This window comes from Streptomyces sp. S.PB5 (genome assembly GCF_030403745.1).
Lineage (GTDB): Bacteria > Actinomycetota > Actinomycetes > Streptomycetales > Streptomycetaceae > Streptomyces.
This window is the reverse complement of record NZ_JAQMWP010000025.1, coordinates 63,545-83,351: the sequence shown is the minus strand read 5'-3', so window position 1 is coordinate 83,351 and position 19,807 is coordinate 63,545. Positions and strand designations below refer to the sequence as shown.

Genomic DNA, 19,807 nt, shown 5'->3' with positions numbered 1-19,807 from the left:
GTGACCGACATGACCGACCTGAGTGCCGCGCCGGTACCGACCCTGGCCCATCACACCCTGCTGGTGTTCCTGCTGCAGGTGGCGGTGCTGCTCCTGCTGGCCGTCTCCCTGGGGCAGTTGGCCGCACGCTTCAAGATGCCGGCGATCGTCGGCGAACTGCTCGCCGGCGTCATCGTCGGCCCCTCGCTGCTCAGCCACGTCTGGCCCGACCTCGCCGGCTGGCTGCTGCCGAAGGACCCCGGCCAGCAGCATCTGCTCGACGCGGTGGGGCAGATCGGCGTCATCCTCCTCGTCGGCATCACCGGCATGGAGCTCAAGTTCGACCTCGTCAAACGGCGCCGGCACACCGCGCTGCGGGTCAGCCTCGCCGGTCTGCTGCTGCCCCTGGCCCTCGGCGTCGGGGTCGGCTACCTGCTGCCGGACTCGCTGATGGCGGGTGACACCAGCCCGACCGTCTTCGCGCTCTTCCTCGGCGTGGCCATGTGCGTCACCGCGATCCCGGTGATCGCCAAGACCCTGATGGACATGAACCTCCTGCACCGCGACGTCGGACAGCTGACCCTCGCCGCCGGAGTCATCGACGACGTCGTCGGCTGGTTCCTGCTCTCCATCGTCTCGGCGATGGCGACCGTCGGACTGACCACCGGGACCATAGCCACCTCGCTCCTGTACCCCCTGGCCGTCGTGGTGACCGCCTGGCTGGTGGGCCGCCCGCTCGTCAAGTGGGCGCTGCGCCTGGCCAACCGCGCGGCCTCGCCCGGGCCCACCGTCGCGGTGGCCACCCTGATCGTCCTGTTCGGCGCCGCGGGGACCCAGGCCCTGAAGCTGGAGGCGGTCTTCGGCGCCTTCGTGTGCGGTGTCCTGATCGCCACCAGCGGTGAACTGGACCAGGAGAAGCTCGCCCCGCTGCGCGTCACGGTCCTGTCCTTCCTCGCCCCGGTCTTCTTCGCCACGGCCGGCCTCCGGATGGATCTGACCGCGCTGGTCCAGCCCACCGTCCTGCTCACCGCGCTCGCGGTGCTCGCGGTCGCGGTCCTCGGCAAGTTCGTCGGCGCCTACATCGGTGCGAAGCTCAGCGGCCTCGGCCGCTGGGAGGCCCTCGCCCTCGGCGCCGGGATGAACGCGCGAGGCGTGATCGAGGTCATCGTCGCCATGGTGGGCCTCAAGCTCGGGGTGCTCGGCACCGAGACGTACACCATCATCGTCCTCGTCGCGATCGTGACCTCCCTGATGGCGCCGCCCATCCTGCGCATCGCCATGGCCCGCGTCGACGAGCACGCCGAAGCGGATCTGGGCCTGTCCGGCCCGACGTCACGCGAACTGGCCTCCCCGCCGGCCGCGTCGGTCTGACGGCACGAGCACCGGAAGGAGCGAGCGGTGACCGGGACGGCCGACGGCCGTGGACAGTTGCTGGCCATCAGCGACCTGCACATCAGTCACGCCGACAACCGTGCCCTGGTCGAGGGCATCGTGCCGCGGTCGGACGACGACTGGCTGCTGGTGGCCGGCGACGTCGCGGAGACCGTCGCCGACATCGACTGGTGCCTGAAGACCCTCACCGCCCGCTTCCGCAAGGTGGTCTGGGTCCCCGGCAACCACGAACTGTGGACCCACCCCAGCGACCCCGTCACCCTGCGCGGCGCCGCCCGCTACGCGCACCTGGTCGAGCTGTGCCGCGAACTCGGCGTCACGACCCCCGAGGACCCCTACCCGGTCTGGCCCGGCCCCGACGGCCCGGTGGTCGTGGCACCGCTGTTCCTGCTGTACGACTACTCGTTCCTGCCCTCCGGCTGCGCCACCAAGGAGGAGGGGCTGGCCTACGCGCACGAGACCGGCGTCGTCTGCAACGACGAGACCCTGCTGCATCCCGACCCCTACCCGAGCCGCGAGGCCTGGTGCCGGGCCCGGGTCGCCGAGACCGAGCGCAGACTCGCCGAGCTCCCCGCCGACCTGCCGGTCGTCCTCCTCAACCACTACCCCCTCCACCGGCACCCCACGGAGGTGCTCTGGTACCCGGAGTTCGCCATGTGGTGCGGCACCGCGCTGACCGCCGACTGGCATCGCGCACACCGCGTCGCCGCCATGGTCTACGGCCATCTCCACATCCCGCGGACCACCCACCAGGACGGCGTCCGCTTCGAGGAGGTCTCCGTGGGCTACCCCCGCGAATGGCAGCGCCGCCAGGGCCCGCCCGGAATACCGCGCCGGATCCTGTGATCGCGGACCTGCTCCCCGCCCCCGTGGCCGTCGCCGAGACCTACGGCGACGAGGCCGTGCCCCTCTACCCCGAGGAACAGGCCCTCATGGCCGACGCGGTCGAGACGCGCCGCCGGGAGTTCACCACCGTACGGGCCTGCGCCCGCCGCGCCATGGCGGACCTCGGCCACGCCCCGCACCCCGTCCCCAGCTCGCCCCGCGGCGCCCCCCGCTGGCCGCCCGGCCTGACCGGCAGCATGACCCACTGCTCCGGCTACCGCGCCGCGGCCCTTGCCCGGACGACGGACCTGGCCGCCGTCGGGATCGACGCCGAACCCCACGCCCCGCTCCCGGGGGACGTCCTGGACGCCGTCCGGCTCCCTTCCGAGCGGGCGCGCCTGGGCTATCTGACCACCCGGCACCCGGCCGTGCACTGGGACCAACTGCTGTTCAGCGCCAAGGAGTCCGTCTACAAGGCGTGGTTCTCGCTGACCGGGGAACCTCTCGACTTCGCGGACGCGGACATCGAGTTCCACCTCGCCCCGGGAACGGCGCCGCGGGGCGGCTTCCGGGCCGCGGCCCTGGTCAGGGGGCCGCTCGTCGGCGGCCGGCGGCTGACGCACTTCGCGGGACGCTGGGCGGTCGGGCGAGGCCTCGTGACCACCGCGGTGACCGTCCCGCACACCTGACGGGGCCGCTCAGCGGGCCCGGCTGCCCCCGCCCGGCGTGTTCGAGAACTGGCTCCACGCCCTGGTCAGTTCGACCCGCGAGGCCACGTTCATCTTCCGGAAGATCTTCTTCAGATGGAAGGCCACGGTGTGCCCGGAGATGAACAGCCGTTCTCCCACCTGGGAGTTGGTGAACCCCTGGCTCACCAGCTCGGCCACCGCCGCCTCGGTGTTGGTGAGCGAGCCCGTGGGCACGCCGTCCTGAGCCCCGTACTGCGGATAGTGGCTGCGCCGCACCCCGAGCGAGCGGAGCCTGCTCACGACCCGGCGGGCGTCGCGCGGGGCCGCGGGATCCGAGTAGCCGTCCACCGCCGACTCCAGTGCCTCGACCGCCCGTTCACGGTCCGCGGCCCGCGCGGCGAAGAGCTTCCCGGCGTCCTCCCAGGCGGACGCCGCGGCCCAGGCGTCCGGATGAGCGGCGGCCGCGGCGGCGACCCGCTCCGCATCGCGCTCCAGCAGCCCGCCCGCGTGCAGCGCCGCCGCCACCACGGAACGCAGCCCGGGATTGCGCCCGGCGAGCTCCGCCGCCTCCGAGACGACCCGCCGGGCCGACGCGTCGTCGCCCAGCTTCCGGGTGGCCCGTACGAGCCAGGCCGCGGCGGCGGGCTGGGACGCGAGCAGCTCCCTGAGCAGCTCGTCGTCCATGACGATGCCCACCACGAGCTGGGCCGCGCTCGCCGTACCGCCCTGCAGCTCCAGAAGCTGGGCCGCGGCCCAGGCACACCGGCCCGGCCGGTGGGCGGTCCGGCCGAGCAGCGCCCAGTCGCGCAGCTGGTTGGCGAGTTCCATGCTCTCGCTCATGTCGCCCTGCCGAAGGGCGCTCAGCGCCAGCAGGGTGTGGGCGTCGGGCAGAAAGCCGTGCAGGCCGGTGCGCCGGGCGCGGTCGGCGCCCTTGCGGGCGAGACCGACGGCGGTGTCGGTGTCCCCCTGGGCGAACGCGAGATCCGCCGCGCACAGCAGCGAGGCCGCCCGCAGGCCGCCACCGGCCTCGGGCCGTGTCGCGAGCAGCCGGTCCACGTCCGCGAGCGCCCGGGCCGCGGCGGACAGTTCGCGGATTCCGATCAGGGAGGCCGCGTGCCAGATCTTCGCGAAACCCTTGCAATTTCCGCCGCATTCGAGTTCTGTGTGACCTGCCGCGTGCGCGAGGCAAATCCCTTCTTCGAGTTCACCGTGTGACCAGGCGGAGAAAGAGGAATCGGACAGGCGGGCGGATTCACAGGCACTTTTCCGGCAGTCGCGCAGGACGAAAAAAGCGGAGGTCGGCCGCAGGCGAAAGGGAGAGTCGAGCATCACATCTCCTGTCGTGGGATCCGTGCCGTCCGAGTGACAGGTTAGGTCGGGGATGCGTCGGCGACGCTTTCGGACCATGGAGCCTGTGGCGGATCTCGACCGGAACGCAAGCCGCCTTCCAGCTCGGATTCCACTTGAACCGGCGACTCGAATGCTGGCGCACGGCAATGGGCGGCGACAGCATGGAAGACGTCCGATTTCATGGCTGAATGTGAATACCGAGGTGGCCACCTTGAGCGTCGTCCTTCTGTTGAACGGTCCCAATCTGGGCATTCTCGGCCGCCGTGAGCCGGAGATATACGGCACCGACACCCTTGCCGACATCGAGGCGGCGGTCGCCGAAGAGGTGAAGGTCCGGGGCTGGGAAGTGGTGTCCGTCCAGCACGACTCGGAGGGCGACCTCGTCCGCGCCGTCCATCAGCACAACGACACCACCGTCGGCGCCATCGTCAACCCCGGCGCCCTGATGATCGCCGGCTGGAGCCTGCGCGACGCCCTCGCCAGCTACGCCCCGCCGTGGATCGAGGTGCACCTCAGCAATGTGTGGGCCCGTGAGCAGTTCCGCCACGAATCGGTGATCGCCCCGCTGGCGAGCGGAGTCGTGGTCGGCCTGGGCGCCTACGGCTACCGCCTGGCCGCCCAGGCCCTCCTGCACCTGGCCGGACCGGACCGTCCGGCCGCCGCATAGCGTTCACTTGCAAGCATTGCAACGCCCCTGGATGCTCTCGTTGCGTTAAATTCAGAGTCGTTGCAACGATTTCAACGCTCTGAGCTGCGATTATTAACTTCACGCGCAACGAGCGTGTTGCTGGATCCATGAATGCAACGTAGCGTTTCTGTCATCGGAAACGACGCGGCGAACAAGCGCCGGTCACCTACGAAGGAGCCCGCCATGCAGAAGTCCGCCGGCATGATCCAGCGGTTCGACACCCCCGCCCCCGTCTCGGCCGTCCTCGACGTTCCCGCGGGCCGCGTACAGTTCATCGCCGCCGACCGCACCGACACCGCGGTCGACGTCCGTCCCGCCAACCCCGGCAAGAGCCGCGACATCAAGGCCGCCGAGGAGACCGAGGTCGACTTCAGCGACGGCGTTCTGCGGATCACGGCCGCACCGGCGAAGAACCAGTTCTTCGGCCCCTCCGGCTCCGTCGAGATCACCGTCCAGCTCCCCGCCGGCTCCAGCGTTCAGGCCAAGGCCGCCGGCACCGAGTTCCGGGGCGTCGGACGGCTCGGCGACGTCACCATCGACAGCGCCCAGGGCCCCATCAAGCTCGACGAGACCGCCGGCGCCCGCCTCACCCTCCAGGGCGGCGACATCCAGGTCGGCCGGCTCACCGGCGACGCCGAGATCAGCACCCAGAAGGGCGACCTGACCGTCACCGAGGCGGTCCGCGGCACGCTCACCCTGCGCACCCAGGCCGGCGACATCAACGTCACCGCCGCCCGCGGCACCTCCGCCACGCTCGACGCCGGCACCGGCTACGGCCGGGTCAGCAACGCGCTCAACAACAGCGAGGGTGCGAAGGCCGCACTGGCCGTCAACGCCACCACGTCCTACGGCGACATCACCGCCCGCAGCCTCTGAACCCACGGCCTCCAGAAGGAGCACATCGTGAAGAACCTGGCCATCGCGGCGTACGGGCTGCGGAAGTCCTACGGCGACAAGACCGTCCTCGACGGCATCGACCTCAGGGTCGAGGAGGGCACGATCTTCTCCCTGCTCGGCCCGAACGGCGCCGGCAAGACCACCACCGTGCAGATCCTGTCCACGCTCATCTCCGCAGGCCCCGGCTCCGGTGAGATCCACGTCGGCGGCCACCACCTCGCCGCCGACCCGCAGTCCGTGCGCGGCGCGATCGGGGTCACCGGCCAGTTCTCCGCGGTCGACGGTCTGATCACTGGCGAGGAGAACATGCTCCTGATGGCCGACCTGCACCACCTGCCCAAGCACGAGGGGCGCCGGGTGGCAACGGAACTCCTGGAGCGCTTCGGCCTGACGGACGCGGCGAAGAAGCCGGCGTCGACGTACTCGGGCGGTATGAAGCGGCGGCTGGACATCGCGATGACGCTGGTCGGCAGTCCGCGGATCATCTTCCTCGACGAGCCGACCACCGGGCTCGACCCGCGCTCACGCCACAACATGTGGGGCATCATCCGCGAGCTGGTCTCCGACGGGGTGACGGTGTTCCTCACCACCCAGTACCTGGAGGAGGCCGACGAACTCGCCGACCGTATCGCGGTGTTGAACGACGGCAAGATCGCCGCCGAGGGCACCGCGGAGGAACTGAAGCGTCTGATCCCCGGCGGACACGTCCGCCTGCGCTTCACCGACCCCGTCGCCTATCAGTCCGCGGCCTCCGCCCTGCGCGAGGCCACCCGCGACGACGAGGCGCTCGCCCTGCAGCTCGCCAGTGACGGCAGCCAGCGCGAACTGCGCGCCATCCTCGACCGGCTGGACCTGGCCGGCATCGAGGCCGACGAGCTGACCGTGCACACCCCCGACCTCGACGACGTCTTCTTCGCCCTCACCGGCCCCTCCGACGTCCCCGCCCAGCCGAAGGAGGCTGTCCGATGAGCTCTCTGTCCCTGGCCGTGCGCGACTCGACCACGATGCTGCGCCGCAACCTCCTGCACGCCCGCCGCTACCCGTCGCTCACCCTGAACCTGCTGCTCACGCCGGTCATGCTGCTGTTGCTGTTCGTCTACATCTTCGGCGGCGCGATGAGCGGCGGCGCAGGCCGCGACGCCTACATCGCCTACATCGTCCCCGGCATCCTGATGATGACGATCGGCTCCACCGTCGTCGGGACCGCCGTGTCCGTCTCCATGGACATGAGCGAGGGCATCATCGCCCGCTTCCGCACGATGGCGATCCACCGCGGATCGGTGCTCTTCGGGCACGTGGTGGGCAGTGTGATGCAGTCGGTCGCCAGCGTGGTCCTGGTCGGGGCCGTCGGCGTCGCCATCGGCTTCCGCTCCACGGACGCCACCGCTCTGGAGTGGCTCGCCGCCTTCGGTCTGCTGGTCCTCTTCGCCCTCGCGCTCACCTGGATCGCCGTCGGTATGGGCCTGGTCAGCCCGAACGCCGAGGCCGCCAGCAACAACGCGATGCCGCTGATCCTGCTGCCGCTCATCTCCAGCGCGTTCGTCCCGCTCGACTCGATGCCCGGCTGGTTCCAGCCGATCGCCGAGTACCAGCCCTTCACCCCCGCGATCGAGACCCTGCGCGGACTGCTCCTCGGCACCGAGATCGGCCACAACGGCTGGCTCGCCGTCGCCTGGAGCATCGGCCTCGCGGTTCTCGGCTACTTCTGGGCCGCCAAGAAGTTCAACAGCGACCCCAAGTAGCCGTCATGGCGACACGGACCGCCCCAGGGCGGCGTACCCCGGCACCCATGCCGGAGGACGCCGCCCCTCGGCGTTTCAGGCCCGGTGCGTCAGCGCGGGCGCCGGCTCGGACAGCAGCAGGGCGCGGCGCACGTCGTCCTGGATCCGCCCGGCGACCTCGGACAGCCGGTCCCGGAAGTAGAAGTGGTCCCCGTCGAACAGATGCAGGCCCAGGAAGTGCTCGGAGGCGGCCGCCCAGCCGTCCAGGCGGTGCGGGGGCGCGACCGTGTCCTCGGTGCCGCCGAACACCGACAGGGGTACCGGCAGCGGCGCGGTCAGGGGCGTCGTGCGCCAGGTCTCGCTGATGCGCAGGTCCGCGCGGATGCTCGGCGCGAACAGCTCCCACAGCTCCTGGTTGGCCAGCAGCTCGGACGGTGTGCCGCCCATCGCCGCGAGCTCCGCGCGCAGTTCCGCGTCGGACATCAGATGCCGTCGCGTCGCGTCCCCCTCGGGGCGCAGGGTGCCGCGCGCCGACAGGCCGAGCCAGACCGGCGGGATCCGGCCCGCGTCGAGAAGGCGGCGGGTCAGCTCGTAGGCGACCAGGCCGCCCATGCTGTGCCCGAAGAACGCGAACCGCCCCGTCAGCCGGTCGCCGAGCTCGTCCAGGAAATGCGCGACGAGGGCGTCCGCGCTCTCCAGCGCAGGCCGGTCGTCCATCGGACCACGGCCCGGGGCGTTCGGGGTCTGCACCTCCCAGCCGGCCGGGAAGGCCGACGGCCAGTCGCGGTACGTCAGATGCGAGCCACCGGAGTGGTGGAACACGAACAGGCGCAGCTCGGGCTCTTGAGCCTTCCGCATGGTGACTCCATCGACGCAGGGGGTTCGGGCGACAGTCTCATCCAACTGCCCCTCGCTTGAGGGGGATTTGAAGGATGCCCGATCCGGGCCTCAAAGACTGTCCATATCGAGTTCACGGACGGCAGGGGAGGCAGAGATCATGACCGTCGAGCTGGTCGGCACCGCCGAACACACGCTGCAGAGCCAGAGGTTCGCCACTCTCTACGCGCAGGCCCAGCAGTTCTACGCGGACCAGATGCGGATCCTGGACGCGCACGACACCGAGCGCTGGACGAGGACCTTCACCGAGGACGCCCTCGTCGCGCTGCCCTCCCTGGCCGAGCCGCTGCCCGTCCGTGCGGCGCTCGCCCACTACGCGCGCACCGGCGCGGCACGTCAGCGGCAGGCCGGCAACCGTCTCGACCACTGGGTCGGCATGCTCGACGTCCAGCCCCAGGCGGACGGTTCGCTGCACACCCGCTGCTCGGCCCTGGTGTACGTCACCCCGGACGGCGCCGGTGCCAAGGCCCTGCACGTCTGCGTCATGGAGGACGTCCTGGTGCGTGCCGCCGACGGCGGGTGGCGCACCGCCCGTCGCCGGGTGACCCGCGACGACCTGGCCTGAGCGGAGGAGGCCATGCCGGACCCGTACCCGGTACGGCACTCGCCGGGCGCCGAGACCGCCTCCCGGGCCTGGGCCGAGGCGCTGGCGCTGGCCTGCCAGGACGCGGACCACGCGCACCGTCCGCCGGGCGAGCTGCTGGCCGCCGCGCTGAGGGTGCATCACATGCTGTCTTCGAAGGGGAGTGGATGGATGAGCAGCAAGCCGTTCGACGACACGGACAGCCGGTACTACGTGCTGGTGAACGACGAGCGGCAGCACTCGCTGTGGCCCTCGTTCACCGCGGTTCCCGCGGGCTGGCGCATCGTCTTCGGCGAGGGGAGCCGCGACGACTGCCTCACCTACCTGGAGGAGCAGTGGACCGGCGCGGCCGCCGCCGGCGCGGCGTGAGGTGAGCGTTGCGCGAGGGTGGGCCCCGGTGCCATGACCACGGCACCGGGGCCCACCCTCGTCCTGCGTGTCGTCTCAGGCCACCGAGGATGCCTCCTCGAGCGGGCTGGTACGGCCCAACTCCCGCTCGGTGCGCCCGAGCACGATCGCATCGGCGATCTCGCCGCTGCGGATCGCGATGTTCGACAGCAGGGCCGAGGACAGTCCGTGGGTGTGCTCGGTGCCGCCCTGCACATAGACGCCGCAGGTCAGGTCCGACTCCGTGACCAGCCGGTAGTCGCGGGTGAACCGGTGCCGGCCCGCCTCGTCCCGCAGGAAGTGCCGGTCGAACTCACCGAGGAAGCGGGCCGGGTCCAGGCTGTCGTAGCCGGTGGCGAACACCAGCGCGTCCACGGCCAGTTCCTCCTTGGTGTCGTCGAGCAGCGAGTGCAGGACCACCCGCGTCCCGCTCTCGGTGCGCCCCACCTCGGAGACCCGGGTGAGGTTGCGGAAGTGCAGCCGCTGCTCGCCGCGCACCTGCTCGTCGTACGACCGCTGGTACAGGGCCCGGATGACGTCCGCGTCGACCACCGAGTAGTTGGTGTTGCGGTGGTAGCGCCAGAACGAGTCCCGGGCCCGCTCGGTCCCGAAGTAGTACTCGTCGACCGCGCTGGGATCGAAGATCTGGTTGGCGAAGGGGGTGTCGTCGGCGACGGAGTAGCCGTACGACGGGATCACCGCGGAGACCTCGGCGTGCGGCAGCGAGTCGTAGAAGAACCGGGTGATCTCGGCCGCGCTCTGCCCGGCGCCGACCACCATCACGCTCTTGAGCTCCTCGGGGGCCTGGGCGTTGAACCGGCTCAGGAACTCCGAGCTGTGCCAGACCCGTTCGTCGCCCGTCACCCCGTCCGGCAGCCTCGGCACCAGTCCCGTGGAGATGACGACGTTGCGGGCGGTGACCACGCTGGTGGTGCCGTCGCTGTCGCGCACCGTGATGTCCAGGAGGTCGGGCCTGCGGACCCCGGCCTCCTCGGCGGGCCGGATCTCGGTGACCTCCGCGCCGTAGGTGACCTGGTCGCGCAGGCCGGCGGCCGCCCACTCGAGATACTGGTGGAACTCATGGCGGGTCGGGAAGAAGTCCTGGTTGTTCACGAACTGCACCAGCCGGTTCGAGGCGTGCAGGAACGAGACGAAACTGAACCGGGACATCGGATTCCGGAACGTCACGAGATCCTTGAGAAAGGAAATCTGCATCGTCGTCGACGGCAGCAGCATGTTCCGGTGCCAGCCGAACGTCGACTGCCGCTCGAAGAAATGGGACTTGACCGGATGCCGCGGAGCACTGTCCCCGTGCTCCCGCAACGCGATCGCGAGCGACATGTTGGACGGGCCGAATCCGATACCGACCACGTCGTAGATCTCTTGGTCGCGCCTACCCGTTATGCCCATAGAAAATTCTCCCACTTACGTCTGGAAAACTCGGCCGGTGGCCCGAGAGACCGTTGTGCGGTGTTGCTCCGGCGAGTGTCTCAAAGGCAACTTGAAGACGGCATGAACGCCGTTCGAGAGCCCGTATCGGGCTGCTCGACAATCGAAATCGTTGTCCTGTCGACAGGACGGAGGTACGGTCGGCGCGGATTCTCGAAATATCGGCGTCGAAAGGATGAATCCGGATGTTCGTGCCCAACTTTTACCGCGAACCGGAGAGTTCGTGGATGGTGGATCTGGTCCGCCGAAATCCCTTGGCGCTCGCGGTGGCCAATGGAAGCCCCGAGAAAGGTCCGTTCGCCACCCATCTGCCGGTCATCTTCGACCCGGAGACCTCCGGCGACTGGTCCGGCGATCTGCCGGGGGCCACGCTGCTCGGCCATATGAACCGGGCGAACCCGCACTGGGCGGCGCTGGAGACGGGCGGTGTCCTGGTGCTGACGTTCACCGGTCCGCACTCCTATGTCTCGCCGACGGTGTACGAGGTGACGCCGGCCGCCCCGACCTGGAACTTCACCGCGGTGCACGTCCGGGGCGTGGTGGAGAAGATCGACTCGATGGACGAGACGCTGGACGTGGTGGAGTCCACCGTGCGGGCCTTCGAGGGGGCGTTCGGCAACGGCTGGGACATGACCGAGTCCCTCGACTACTTCCGCAAGATCGCGCCCGGCGTCGGCGCGTTCCGGTTCACGGTGACCGGGGCCGAGGGCATGTTCAAGCTGAGCCAGGAGCAGCCGGGGGAGGTGCGCGAGAGGGTGCGGGAGAACTTCGGGCAGAGCGCGTGCACGTACAAGCGCGAGACCGCCGGGCTGATGAGCCGGCTGCCGTGAGCTGCGCCGAGGGCCCCGCCGCCGGCCTCAGACACTGACGGCCACCGGCCGGGCCCGCCCGGCGAGGCCCTCGGGCCGCGCACGTTCCGCGGGGACGCCCGCGGTCGGCGCGGCCGGGCCGCCCCCGACAGCCCTGAACCCGGGGAACTCCGGACGCTCCGCGGGCCGGCCGGCCCCTTCCAGGGCGGACGCGGCCGCGCTGTCCAGCGTGGTCATCACCCACTGCTCGAAATCGACCCCCTGCTGCTCCGCGGCCCGGTGCCACCACCGCAGCCGGCTGCCGGGAAGCTCCAGACGGCGGCTCGGCTCGGCGGCGACACCCGGCCGCGCATTCTGACGCGCGGCCCGCAGGGCGCCGCGCAGCTGCTTGGTGGACCACTGTCCCTGCTCGGCGCGATCGAGCCACAGCTCCTGCTCCTCCACCGGCATCGAGGCCAGTTCGGCGTGGTGCTGGAAACTCAATGCGGGCCGCCGCCGATGGAAGGCGAAACGCCGCGCGACCCAGGCGTAGTTGCGCAGGGTCTGGTACTGCAGCCCGGCGGCGCGGATACCCCGCTGGTACCGGTCGGTGTAGTGGTCCTTCCCGTACGTCAGCCAGTCGCCCATCCACCAGGCCGACGAGTCGACGATGCCGGCCAGCTGCCGCCCGGCCCGCTCCCACTCGTCGTAGGCCATCCCGGTCGGCATCTGAAGGCCGACCTTCGTCGTCAGCACCTGTCCACGGCGCGCGGGTGGCGGGCCGCTGCGCGACTCCGCGGTTCGACCGGCCTGACTCGCCATCATGCCTCCATGGGACGGGTGCACATATCCGGCGGAAAGCCTCCCAGGGCAGGCTGGAGCGATGCTCGAACGGCTGCGCGGCGAACACCGTGGCGACATCGGTGTGTTGTCCCGCCGACGGGACAGGAATGCCCCTTTCTTCACGCCCTTCCGGTTGGAGGGTATGTTCGATCTCGGCCGGAATTGATCGCTGTGACACGGCCCATGCATCTGTGACGGACTCCCGCCGCGCACCCTCGCGACGCATCGCGCCTCGGCGCCCCGGGCCGACACGCCCGCAGAGCGGATCCGTAACGCGTACACACACGCACGTCCTGATCATCACCGGCGCGACAGCGCGGAGGAGGGTCCTGTGATGGGTCTTCAACTGGTCACGGGGGAAACGGCCGGACAGCGGCGGGCCACAGTGCCCGTGGACGCGCTGCTGGACTCCGACTCCCCGCGGATCGACGGCGAGAACGCCGAGCGCGTCCAGACGCTCGCCAGGATCGACTCACCGCTGCCGCCGATCCTGGTGCACCGCGACACGATGCGCGTCGTCGACGGGATGCACCGGCTCAAGGCGGCCCGGCTGCGCGGCGACACCACCATCGACGTGGAGTTCTTCGAGGGCGGGGAAGTGGAGGCCTTCGCCCGGGCGGTGTGGCTCAACATCACCCACGGTCTGCCGCTGTCGCAGGCCGACCGGACGGCCGCGGCGGAGCGGATCCTGGCGGCCCGTCCCTACTGGTCGGACCGGCGGATCGCGGTGGGCGTCGGGCTCGCGGCCGGCACGGTCGCGGCCATCCGGCGCCGTTCGACCGGCCAGAATGGACAGTTGAACACGCGCGTGGGCCGCGACGGACGCGTACGTCCCCTGCAGGCGACCGAGGGCCGGCTGCGGGCGAGCCAGGTGATCGCCGCCAACCCCGGGGCGTCGCTGCGGGAGATCGCCGAACAGGCGGGCATCGCCACGGCCACCGCCAAGGACGTCCGTGACCGGATACGGCAGGGGCAGGACCCCCTGCCCTCCAAATCCCGCCCCCAGCAGGAGGGTCCGGCGCCCGCCGAGGCCCTCCCGCAACTGGCCGGCGGCCGCCGGGTGACGCGCACACCGGCCGCCGAGATAGGCCTCCAGCTGCCGAGCCTGTGCAAGGACCCCTCCCTGCGCACCGAGGCCGGCCGCATGCTCCTGCAGCTCCTCGGCGCCCACTCCCTCGGCGACGAGGCCAAGTGGCTCCGTCTGGCCCGCAGTGTCCCCGCCCACCGCGCCGACCTCCTCGCCCAGGCCGCCCGCCGCTGCGCCGACCACTGGCTCCGTCTCGCCAACGAACTGGAGACCCGCTCGATGTGACCCGCAGCGGCGCTGCCGACGGGGTCGAGCCGCTGTCCGTACCCGGTCGAGCCCGCCACTGACGGAGCCGGGCGCCGACTGCCCGGGCCTCGGCCGCGGGACTGTGCGGGCGCCCGCCCCCGGCAGCGTCAGACCGCCGTCAGCACCTCGTCGTGCACCGCGCTCAGCGCCGCCCCGAAACCGTCCAGGAACGTGTCCGCCTCACGGTCCGACACGATCAGCGGCGGTGCGAGCCGTACGACGTCCTGCGCCACCGCGTTCACCAGCAGACCCCGGTCCTGGGCCGCCTGCTGCACCCGCGCCGCGAACGGGCCGTCGAGCACGATGCCCAACAGCAGCCCGGCGCCCCGCACTTCGCGCACCAGCGGGTGGCCCGACGCCGCCACGCCGCGCCGGATCCGCTCACCCGTCGCCGTCACGTGGGCGAGGATGCCGGCCCCCTCGATGGTGTCCAGCACGGCCAGGGCGGCCGCGCACACCACGGGGTTCCCGCTGAACGTGGAGCCGTGCGCACCCGGGGTGAGCAGCTCCGCGGCCGCGCCGAAGGCGAGCGTCGCGCCGATGGGGAGTCCGCCGCCCAGACCCTTGGCGAGGGTGACGACATCCGCCTCGACGCCTTCGGCCTCGGCCGCGAACCAGCGGCCGGTACGCCCGATGCCGGTCTGGATCTCGTCCAGGACCAGGAGCGTGCCGGTCGCCGCGGTGATCTCACGGGCGGCCCGGAGATAGCCGGGCGGCGGCACGACCACGCCGTTCTCGCCCTGCAGGGGCTCCAGGACCACCAGTGCGGTGTCCCGGGTGACTGCCGCGCGCAGGGCGTCGGCATCGCCGTAGGGCACATGGCTGACGTCACCGGGCAGTGGTTCGAAGGGGCGCTGTTTGGCGGGCTGGCCGGTGAGGGCCAGGGCGCCCATGGTGCGGCCGTGGAAGCCGCCGGCCGTCGCCACCATGTGCCGGCGCCCGGTCAGTCTGCCGATCTTGAAGGCGGCCTCGTTCGCCTCGGCACCGGAGTTGGAGAAGTAGACCCGGCCCCGGCGCCCGGAGAGCTCCAGCAGGCGTTCGGCGAGACGCACCGTCGGTTCGGCGAGGAACAGGTTGGAGACGTGCCCGAGCGAGGCGACCTGCTCGGAGACGGCCCGGACGATCGCGGGATGCGCGTGGCCGAGCGCGTTGACCGCGATGCCGCCGATGAAGTCGAGGTACTCGTTGCCCTCCGCGTCCCAGACGCGGGCGCCCTCGCCTTTGACCAGGGGCAGCCGGGGGGTGCCGAAGTTGTCCATCATGGCGCCCTGCCAGCGGCGGGTCAGCGCTTCGTTGCCGCTCATGCCGTCGCCCCCTCGACGCCCGCCTCGTCGTCCGGCACGACCACCGTGCCGACCCCGTCGTCGGTGAAGAGCTGCAGCAGGATGGAGTGCTTGACCCGGCCGTCGATGACGCGCGCGGAGCCCACTCCGTTGGTCACGGCGTGCAGGCAGCCCTCCATCTTGGGGATCATCCCGGACGCCAGCCCGGGCAGCAGCCCGGCCAGTTCGGTCGTGGTCAGCCGGGGGATGACCTCCTTGCTGTGCGGCCAGTTCGCGTACAGGCCCTCGACATCGGTGAGGACGAGCAGCATCTCGGCGCCGAGCGCGGCGGCGAGGGCCGCGGCGGCGGTGTCGGCGTTGACGTTGAAGACCCCGCCCTCGGCGGCGTCCTTGGCGTCCTCAGGTCTGGCGATGGAGGAGACGACGGGGATGCGTCCGTTGTCGATGAGCTCCTGCACGATCCCGGCGTCGACCTGGGCGACCTCGCCGACCCGGCCGATGTCCACCGGCTTGCCGTCCTTCTCCGCGTACCGCTTGGCGGCGGTCATCAGACGGGCGTCCTCGCCCGTCAGCCCGACCGCGTGCGGCCCGTGCGCGTTGAGCAGCCCGACGAGCTCGCGCTGCACCTGCCCGGCGAGCACCATGCGGACGACTTCCATGGTCTCGTCGGTGGTGACCCTCAGGCCGCTCTCGAACCGGGACTCAAGGCCCAGCCGTTCGAGCTGGGCGCTGATCTGCGGGCCGCCGCCGTGCACCACGACGGGGCGCAGGCCCGCGTGGCGCAGATAGAGGATGTCCATGGCGAAGGCGGCCTTGAGGTCGTCGTCGACCATGGCGTTGCCGCCGAACTTGATGACCACGGTCTTGCCGTGGTGCCGCGCCAGCCAGGGCAGCGCCTCGACGAGGGCGCGGGCCTTGGGTTGAAGAGACGGTGAAGCGCTCATGAGGAGTACTCGCTGTTCTCGTGGACGTAGTCGGCGGTGAGGTCGTTGGCCCAGATGACGGCGGTCTCCGCGCCCGCGGCGAGGTCCGCGGTGATCCGCACCTCGCGTCCGGTCATGTCCACCAGCGTGCGGTCCTCGCCCACCGAGCCGTTCTTGCAGACCCACACGTCGTTGATGGCGACGCTCAGCCGGTCGGGCTCGAAGGCGGCGGAGGTGGTGCCGATGGCGGACAGAACACGGCCCCAGTTGGGGTCCTCGCCGTGGACGGCGCACTTGAGGAGGTTGTTGCGGGCGATCGAGCGCCCCACCTCGACGGCGTCGTCCTCGCTCGCGGCGTTCACGACCTCGATACGGATCTCCTTGCTGGCCCCCTCGGCGTCCCCGATGAGCTGCCGCGCCAGATCGGCGCAGACCTCGCGGACGGCCTCGGTGAACTCCTCGTGCTCCGGGGTGACTTCGGAGGCTCCGGAGGCGAGCAGCAGCACGGTGTCGTTGGTGGACATGCAGCCGTCGGAGTCGACCCGGTCGAAGGTGACCCGGGTCGCGGCCCGAAGTGCCGTGTCCAGCACGTCACTCGGGAGGTCGGCGTCCGTGGTGAGGACCACGAGCATGGTGGCGAGTCCGGGCGCGAGCATGCCCGCCCCCTTGGCCATGCCGCCGACGGTCCACCCGCCCCGGGTGACGGCGGCCGTCTTGTGCACCGTGTCGGTGGTCATGATCGCGCGGGCCGCCTCCTCCCCGCCCGAGTCGGACAGCAGGGCGACGGCGCTCTCGGTGCCGGCCAGGAGCCGGTCCATGGGCAGGGTCACGCCGATCAGCCCCGTCGAGCAGACGGCCACGTCGGTCGCGTCCAGAGCGAGCAGCCCGGCGGCCTTCTCGGCGGTCGCGCACGTGTCCTGGAAGCCCTGCGGTCCCGTACAGGCGTTGGCGCCACCGGAGTTGAGCACGACCGCACGGATCCGTCCGTCCGCGAGGACCTGCCGGGACCACTGGACGGGGGCGGCCTGTACCCGGTTGGAGGTGAAGACACCCGCCGCGGTGTGGCGCGGCCCGTCGTTGACGACGACGGCCAGGTCCCGGCTGCCGTTCTGCTTGATCCCGGCGGCGACACCCGCCGCCGTGAACCCTCGTGCTGCGGTGACACTCACTGGATCTCCTTGTTCGCTCCGCTGCGATGGGGGTGCCTCCCGCTCGGGCGAAGCCGAGCGTGGGGGAGGCTGCTGTCACTGCCGCCCGTGCAGCGCAGAGGTGCGGCTGTCGTCGGCTGCGGCCCGATGGCTGTGCGTGCGTCGCTCACGGGGCGACTCCGATCGTGGAAAGCCCCAGGGTCTCGGGCAGTCCGAGCGCGGCGTTCATGCTCTGCACGGCGCCGCCCGCGGTGCCCTTGGTGAGGTTGTCGATGGCGCTGATCGCGATGATCCGGCCGACCGCCGGGTCCAGGGCGACCTGGATCTGTGCGGCGTTCGAGCCGTGGACGGCCGCGGTGCTGGGCCACTGCCCCTCGGGCAGCAGCGTCACGAACGGCTCCCCGTCCAGCGCCTTCTCGTACACGGCCCGTACGTCGCCCGCGCTCACCCCGGGCCGCGCCGCGGCCGAACAGGTGGCGAGGATGCCGCGGGGCATCGGGGCGAGGGTCGGCGTGAAGGAGACCGCGACCCGGCGGCCGGCCACGGCGCCGAGGTTCTGCATCATCTCCGGTGTGTGCCGGTGCCCGCCGCCCACGCCGTACGGCCGCATGGCCCCCATGACCTCGCTGCCGAGCAGGTCCACCTTGGGCGCCTTGCCGGCCCCTGACGTGCCGGACGCCGCGACGACCACCGCCTCGGGCTCGGCCAGGTCCGCCGCGTACGCGGGGAAGAGGGCCAGGGTGACGGCGGTCGGGTAGCAGCCCGGCACCGCGATGCGCCGGCTGCCGGCCAGCGCGGCGCGGGCTCCGGGCAGTTCGGGCAGGCCGTAGGGCCAGGTGCCCGCGTGTGGCGAGCCGTAGAACCGCTCCCAGTCGGCCGCGTCCGCGAGGCGGAAGTCGGCGCCGCAGTCGATGACGAGCGTCTGCTCGCCCAACTGCTCCGCCACGGCGGCGGACTGGCCGTGCGGCAGCGCCAGGAAGACCACGTCATGGCCGGCGAGGGCGTCGGCGGTGGTGGGCTGCACCTCCCGGCCGGCCAGCGGAGCCAGATGCGGCTGGAGCGTGCCCAGCCGCTGTCCGGCGCTGGAGTGCGCGGTCAGGGCGCCGATCTCCACCTCAGGGTGGGCCAGAAGCAGACGCAGGAGTTCGCCTCCCGCATAGCCGCTCGCTCCGGCCACGGCTGCTCGTACTGTCATGAATCCTCCCCGTTGACAGACATGTCGTTGGTAACGCGATCAGGGACCCGGCCACCATCATGCTCATCATGAACATGACAATTTCAAGTGTGGGTGTGCACGGCCCGCATCGGGGGCTGCGGGCCGGCTCCCCGGATGTGTCTCAGCTGGTGGCGGGCGGGTCGCAGAACTCGGCCGTCAGCGTGGGCAGCAGCTGCGAGAACTCCCAGTCGCCGTTGTAGTTGAAGGTGAGCAGATGACTGCCGTCCTCGGTGAAGGCGGCCAGTGTGAGCCACCCGACCGTGCCTCCGTCGTGGTACCAGATGTCTGTGCCACAGCCCAGCGAGATCCGCTCGACACCGAGCCCGTAGGACGAGATCGGCAGATCGGGATTGACGACGGTCGTCTTCATCTCCGCCAGCTGCTGCGCCGGCAGCAGCTTCCCGCCCATCAGCGCCTTGTAGAACCGGTTCAGATCACCGGCACTGGAGATGATGTCGCCGTCGCCCCAGATCTGCGACGCGTTCAACTCGGTGACGTCGTCGATCCGGTCCGGCTGTGTGGCGAAGAACAGCTTGGAGTACCCGCGGCTGCTCGGCTGCGGAACGGTGGTGCCCGTCCCGGGGTTCGACGTCGCCTTGAGCCCCAGCGGCTTGATGATGCGCTTGCGCACCTCCTTCTCGTACGGCGTCCCGGCGACCTTCTCGACGATCAGCGCGGCCAGGATGTCGTTGGTGTGGGAGAAGGAGTGCCGGGCGCCCGCCTGGAACAGCGGCGGGTGGGAGAAGGCCACCTTCAGACGCTGCCCCGGCGTCAGGGTGTCGTACCGGTGCTTGAGGAAGCCGTCGCCCAGCACGTACGTCTCGTAGTACGTCACGTCGGCGAGGTAGTCGTACAGGCCGCTGGTGTGGTTGAGCAGCTCGCGCACGGTGATCGCGTTGCCGTCGTTGCCGTTGCCCGTCACCACACCGGGCAGATACCGCTCGACGCTGTCGTCGAGGTCGATCTTCTTCTCCGCCTCCATCTGCAGCAGGACGGTCGCCACGAAGGTGTTGGTGATGCTGCCGACCCGGAACCGGTCGTTCTTCCCGCGCGGCTCGCCCGTCTGCAGGTTGCCCACGCCCACGGCCGACTTCCAGACCCCGCCCGCGTCCCGTGCCTCGGCGGTGACCCCGGGGACACCGGCCGTGACGGCCGCCTCCAGGGCGAGCCGTGTCGCCTCGTGGCCGCCCGCGCCGGTCGTGTCCTGCGCCGCCCGGGCGGGGCCCGTGAAGGCGGTCGCCGTGATCGCGACCGCCGCCAGACCCACCAGGCCGGCCCTCGGGCTCGTCCGTTTCGTCATTCCCCGCTCCTGAAAATCGTCCGTACTTGGCTGATGTCGTACTTGTGGGGGGTGCGACGAAGGTAGGTCACCCGTGCCGGGTGCCGATAGCTTGTTCAAGGCCGCGCACGAGAACG

At 71.0% G+C, this 19,807-nt stretch carries 20 protein-coding genes; 11 read left to right on the top strand and 9 right to left on the bottom strand.

Features of this window, described 5'->3' with window-relative positions:
• The first annotated feature begins 9 nt into the window (after window positions 1–9).
• Genes PH203_RS42860 through PH203_RS42850 form a run of 3 tightly spaced genes read left to right on the top strand, consistent with a single transcriptional unit; the run spans window position 10 to window position 2,885 of the window.
• On the top strand, window positions 10–1,350 hold the full coding sequence (locus tag PH203_RS42860; RefSeq protein ID WP_289927565.1) for a cation:proton antiporter: 1,341 nt from the start codon (window positions 10–12) through the stop codon (window positions 1,348–1,350).
• A 27-nt stretch (window positions 1,351–1,377) separates the two neighbouring features.
• Entirely contained in the window at window positions 1,378–2,217 is an 840-nt protein-coding gene (locus tag PH203_RS42855) for a metallophosphoesterase (RefSeq protein ID WP_289927564.1), read from the top strand.
• Window positions 2,214–2,885: a 4'-phosphopantetheinyl transferase superfamily protein gene (locus PH203_RS42850; RefSeq protein WP_289927563.1), complete on the top strand. Its 672-nt coding sequence runs from the start codon at window positions 2,214–2,216 to the stop codon at window positions 2,883–2,885. Before PH203_RS42855 ends, PH203_RS42850 begins: the two co-directional genes overlap by 4 nt.
• A gap of 9 nt (window positions 2,886–2,894) precedes the next feature.
• Here PH203_RS42850 and PH203_RS42845 read toward each other — a convergent pair whose 3' ends face one another.
• Window positions 2,895–3,941, bottom strand: coding sequence for a LuxR family transcriptional regulator (locus PH203_RS42845; protein ID WP_289927562.1), 1,047 nt, complete (start codon window positions 3,939–3,941; stop codon window positions 2,895–2,897).
• 505 nt (window positions 3,942–4,446) lie between these two features.
• On the opposite strand from PH203_RS42845, the gene PH203_RS42840 reads away from it, so the two are divergent.
• The 4 genes from PH203_RS42840 (at window position 4,447) to PH203_RS42825 (ending at window position 7,562) form a co-directional block, all read left to right on the top strand.
• Window positions 4,447–4,902 (top strand): type II 3-dehydroquinate dehydratase, encoded by a 456-nt coding sequence (locus PH203_RS42840; RefSeq protein ID WP_289927561.1) that lies wholly within the window; start codon window positions 4,447–4,449, stop codon window positions 4,900–4,902.
• A gap of 225 nt (window positions 4,903–5,127) precedes the next feature.
• Window positions 5,128–5,799, top strand: a complete 672-nt coding sequence (locus PH203_RS42835; RefSeq protein ID WP_289927589.1) for a DUF4097 family beta strand repeat-containing protein — start codon at window positions 5,128–5,130, stop codon at window positions 5,797–5,799.
• Window positions 5,800–5,826: 27 nt separating this feature from the next.
• Window positions 5,827–6,789 (top strand): ATP-binding cassette domain-containing protein, encoded by a 963-nt coding sequence (locus PH203_RS42830; protein ID WP_289927559.1) that lies wholly within the window; start codon window positions 5,827–5,829, stop codon window positions 6,787–6,789.
• Window positions 6,786–7,562, top strand: coding sequence for an ABC transporter permease (locus tag PH203_RS42825; RefSeq protein ID WP_289927557.1), 777 nt, complete (start codon window positions 6,786–6,788; stop codon window positions 7,560–7,562). The genes PH203_RS42830 and PH203_RS42825 overlap by 4 nt, the downstream gene beginning before the upstream one ends.
• A 75-nt stretch (window positions 7,563–7,637) precedes the next feature.
• Here PH203_RS42825 and PH203_RS42820 read toward each other — a convergent pair whose 3' ends face one another.
• A complete protein-coding gene (locus PH203_RS42820; protein ID WP_289927555.1) occupies window positions 7,638–8,399 on the bottom strand; it encodes an alpha/beta fold hydrolase in 762 nt (253 codons plus the stop codon).
• 139 nt (window positions 8,400–8,538) lie between these two features.
• Here PH203_RS42820 and PH203_RS42815 point away from each other — a divergent pair, with 139 nt between their 5' ends.
• Complete coding sequence (locus PH203_RS42815; RefSeq protein WP_289927550.1) at window positions 8,539–9,003, top strand: nuclear transport factor 2 family protein; 465 nt, start codon at window positions 8,539–8,541, stop codon at window positions 9,001–9,003.
• A gap of 189 nt (window positions 9,004–9,192) precedes the next feature.
• Window positions 9,193–9,390, top strand: coding sequence for an MbtH family protein (locus tag PH203_RS42810; protein WP_289927588.1), 198 nt, complete (start codon window positions 9,193–9,195; stop codon window positions 9,388–9,390).
• 75 nt (window positions 9,391–9,465) lie between these two features.
• Here the strand turns inward: PH203_RS42810 and PH203_RS42805 are convergent, their stop codons facing one another.
• Window positions 9,466–10,818, bottom strand: a complete 1,353-nt coding sequence (locus PH203_RS42805) for a lysine N(6)-hydroxylase/L-ornithine N(5)-oxygenase family protein (RefSeq protein ID WP_289927549.1) — start codon at window positions 10,816–10,818, stop codon at window positions 9,466–9,468.
• 224 nt (window positions 10,819–11,042) lie between these two features.
• Here PH203_RS42805 and PH203_RS42800 point away from each other — a divergent pair, with 224 nt between their 5' ends.
• Window positions 11,043–11,687: an FMN-binding negative transcriptional regulator gene (locus PH203_RS42800; protein ID WP_289927548.1), complete on the top strand. Its 645-nt coding sequence runs from the start codon at window positions 11,043–11,045 to the stop codon at window positions 11,685–11,687.
• Between the two features lie 27 nt (window positions 11,688–11,714).
• On the opposite strand, the gene PH203_RS42795 is transcribed toward PH203_RS42800, so the two are convergent.
• Window positions 11,715–12,401 carry an LmbU family transcriptional regulator gene (locus tag PH203_RS42795; RefSeq protein WP_289927547.1) on the bottom strand — a complete coding sequence of 229 codons (687 nt, stop codon included), beginning with the start codon at window positions 12,399–12,401 and terminating at the stop codon, window positions 11,715–11,717.
• Window positions 12,402–12,822: 421 nt separating this feature from the next.
• Between PH203_RS42795 and PH203_RS42790 the strand changes: the two genes are divergently transcribed.
• Window positions 12,823–13,800, top strand: coding sequence for a ParB/RepB/Spo0J family partition protein (locus tag PH203_RS42790; protein WP_289927545.1), 978 nt, complete (start codon window positions 12,823–12,825; stop codon window positions 13,798–13,800).
• Window positions 13,801–13,928: 128 nt separating this feature from the next.
• Here the strand turns inward: PH203_RS42790 and PH203_RS42785 are convergent, their stop codons facing one another.
• The 5 genes from PH203_RS42785 to PH203_RS42765 all read right to left on the bottom strand — a co-directional run bounded on the left by PH203_RS42785 (window position 13,929) and on the right by PH203_RS42765 (window position 19,691).
• Window positions 13,929–15,125, bottom strand: a complete 1,197-nt coding sequence (locus PH203_RS42785) for an acetylornithine transaminase (protein WP_289927544.1) — start codon at window positions 15,123–15,125, stop codon at window positions 13,929–13,931.
• Window positions 15,122–16,048 carry an acetylglutamate kinase gene (argB, locus tag PH203_RS42780; RefSeq protein WP_289927542.1) on the bottom strand — a complete coding sequence of 309 codons (927 nt, stop codon included), beginning with the start codon at window positions 16,046–16,048 and terminating at the stop codon, window positions 15,122–15,124. The genes PH203_RS42785 and argB overlap by 4 nt, the downstream gene beginning before the upstream one ends.
• Complete coding sequence (gene argJ, locus PH203_RS42775) at window positions 16,045–17,196, bottom strand: bifunctional glutamate N-acetyltransferase/amino-acid acetyltransferase ArgJ (protein ID WP_289927540.1); 1,152 nt, start codon at window positions 17,194–17,196, stop codon at window positions 16,045–16,047. Before argJ ends, argB begins: the two co-directional genes overlap by 4 nt.
• Window positions 17,197–17,341: 145 nt before the next feature.
• Complete coding sequence (gene argC, locus PH203_RS42770; RefSeq protein ID WP_289927539.1) at window positions 17,342–18,370, bottom strand: N-acetyl-gamma-glutamyl-phosphate reductase; 1,029 nt, start codon at window positions 18,368–18,370, stop codon at window positions 17,342–17,344.
• A 142-nt stretch (window positions 18,371–18,512) separates the two neighbouring features.
• Window positions 18,513–19,691, bottom strand: a complete 1,179-nt coding sequence (locus PH203_RS42765) for a serine hydrolase domain-containing protein (RefSeq protein ID WP_289927538.1) — start codon at window positions 19,689–19,691, stop codon at window positions 18,513–18,515.
• Window positions 19,692–19,807: the final 116 nt, after the last annotated feature.

What these genes read in the sequence shown, in the direction of transcription:
- PH203_RS42860 (WP_289927565.1), top strand. Translation starts at nt 10, where the DNA reads ATGACCGACCTGAGTGCCGCGCCGGTACCGACCCTGGCCCATCACACC.
- PH203_RS42825 (WP_289927557.1), top strand. Translation starts at nt 6,786, where the DNA reads ATGAGCTCTCTGTCCCTGGCCGTGCGCGACTCGACCACGATGCTGCGC.
- PH203_RS42820 (WP_289927555.1), bottom strand. Translation starts at nt 8,399, where the DNA reads ATGCGGAAGGCTCAAGAGCCCGAGCTGCGCCTGTTCGTGTTCCACCAC.
- PH203_RS42815 (WP_289927550.1), top strand. Translation starts at nt 8,539, where the DNA reads ATGACCGTCGAGCTGGTCGGCACCGCCGAACACACGCTGCAGAGCCAG.
- PH203_RS42810 (WP_289927588.1), top strand. Translation starts at nt 9,193, where the DNA reads ATGAGCAGCAAGCCGTTCGACGACACGGACAGCCGGTACTACGTGCTG.
- PH203_RS42805 (WP_289927549.1), bottom strand. Translation starts at nt 10,818, where the DNA reads ATGGGCATAACGGGTAGGCGCGACCAAGAGATCTACGACGTGGTCGGT.
- PH203_RS42800 (WP_289927548.1), top strand. Translation starts at nt 11,043, where the DNA reads ATGTTCGTGCCCAACTTTTACCGCGAACCGGAGAGTTCGTGGATGGTG.
- PH203_RS42790 (WP_289927545.1), top strand. Translation starts at nt 12,823, where the DNA reads ATGGGTCTTCAACTGGTCACGGGGGAAACGGCCGGACAGCGGCGGGCC.
- PH203_RS42785 (WP_289927544.1), bottom strand. Translation starts at nt 15,125, where the DNA reads ATGAGCGGCAACGAAGCGCTGACCCGCCGCTGGCAGGGCGCCATGATG.
- argB (WP_289927542.1), bottom strand. Translation starts at nt 16,048, where the DNA reads ATGAGCGCTTCACCGTCTCTTCAACCCAAGGCCCGCGCCCTCGTCGAG.
- argC (WP_289927539.1), bottom strand. Translation starts at nt 18,370, where the DNA reads ATGACAGTACGAGCAGCCGTGGCCGGAGCGAGCGGCTATGCGGGAGGC.
- PH203_RS42765 (WP_289927538.1), bottom strand. Translation starts at nt 19,691, where the DNA reads ATGACGAAACGGACGAGCCCGAGGGCCGGCCTGGTGGGTCTGGCGGCG.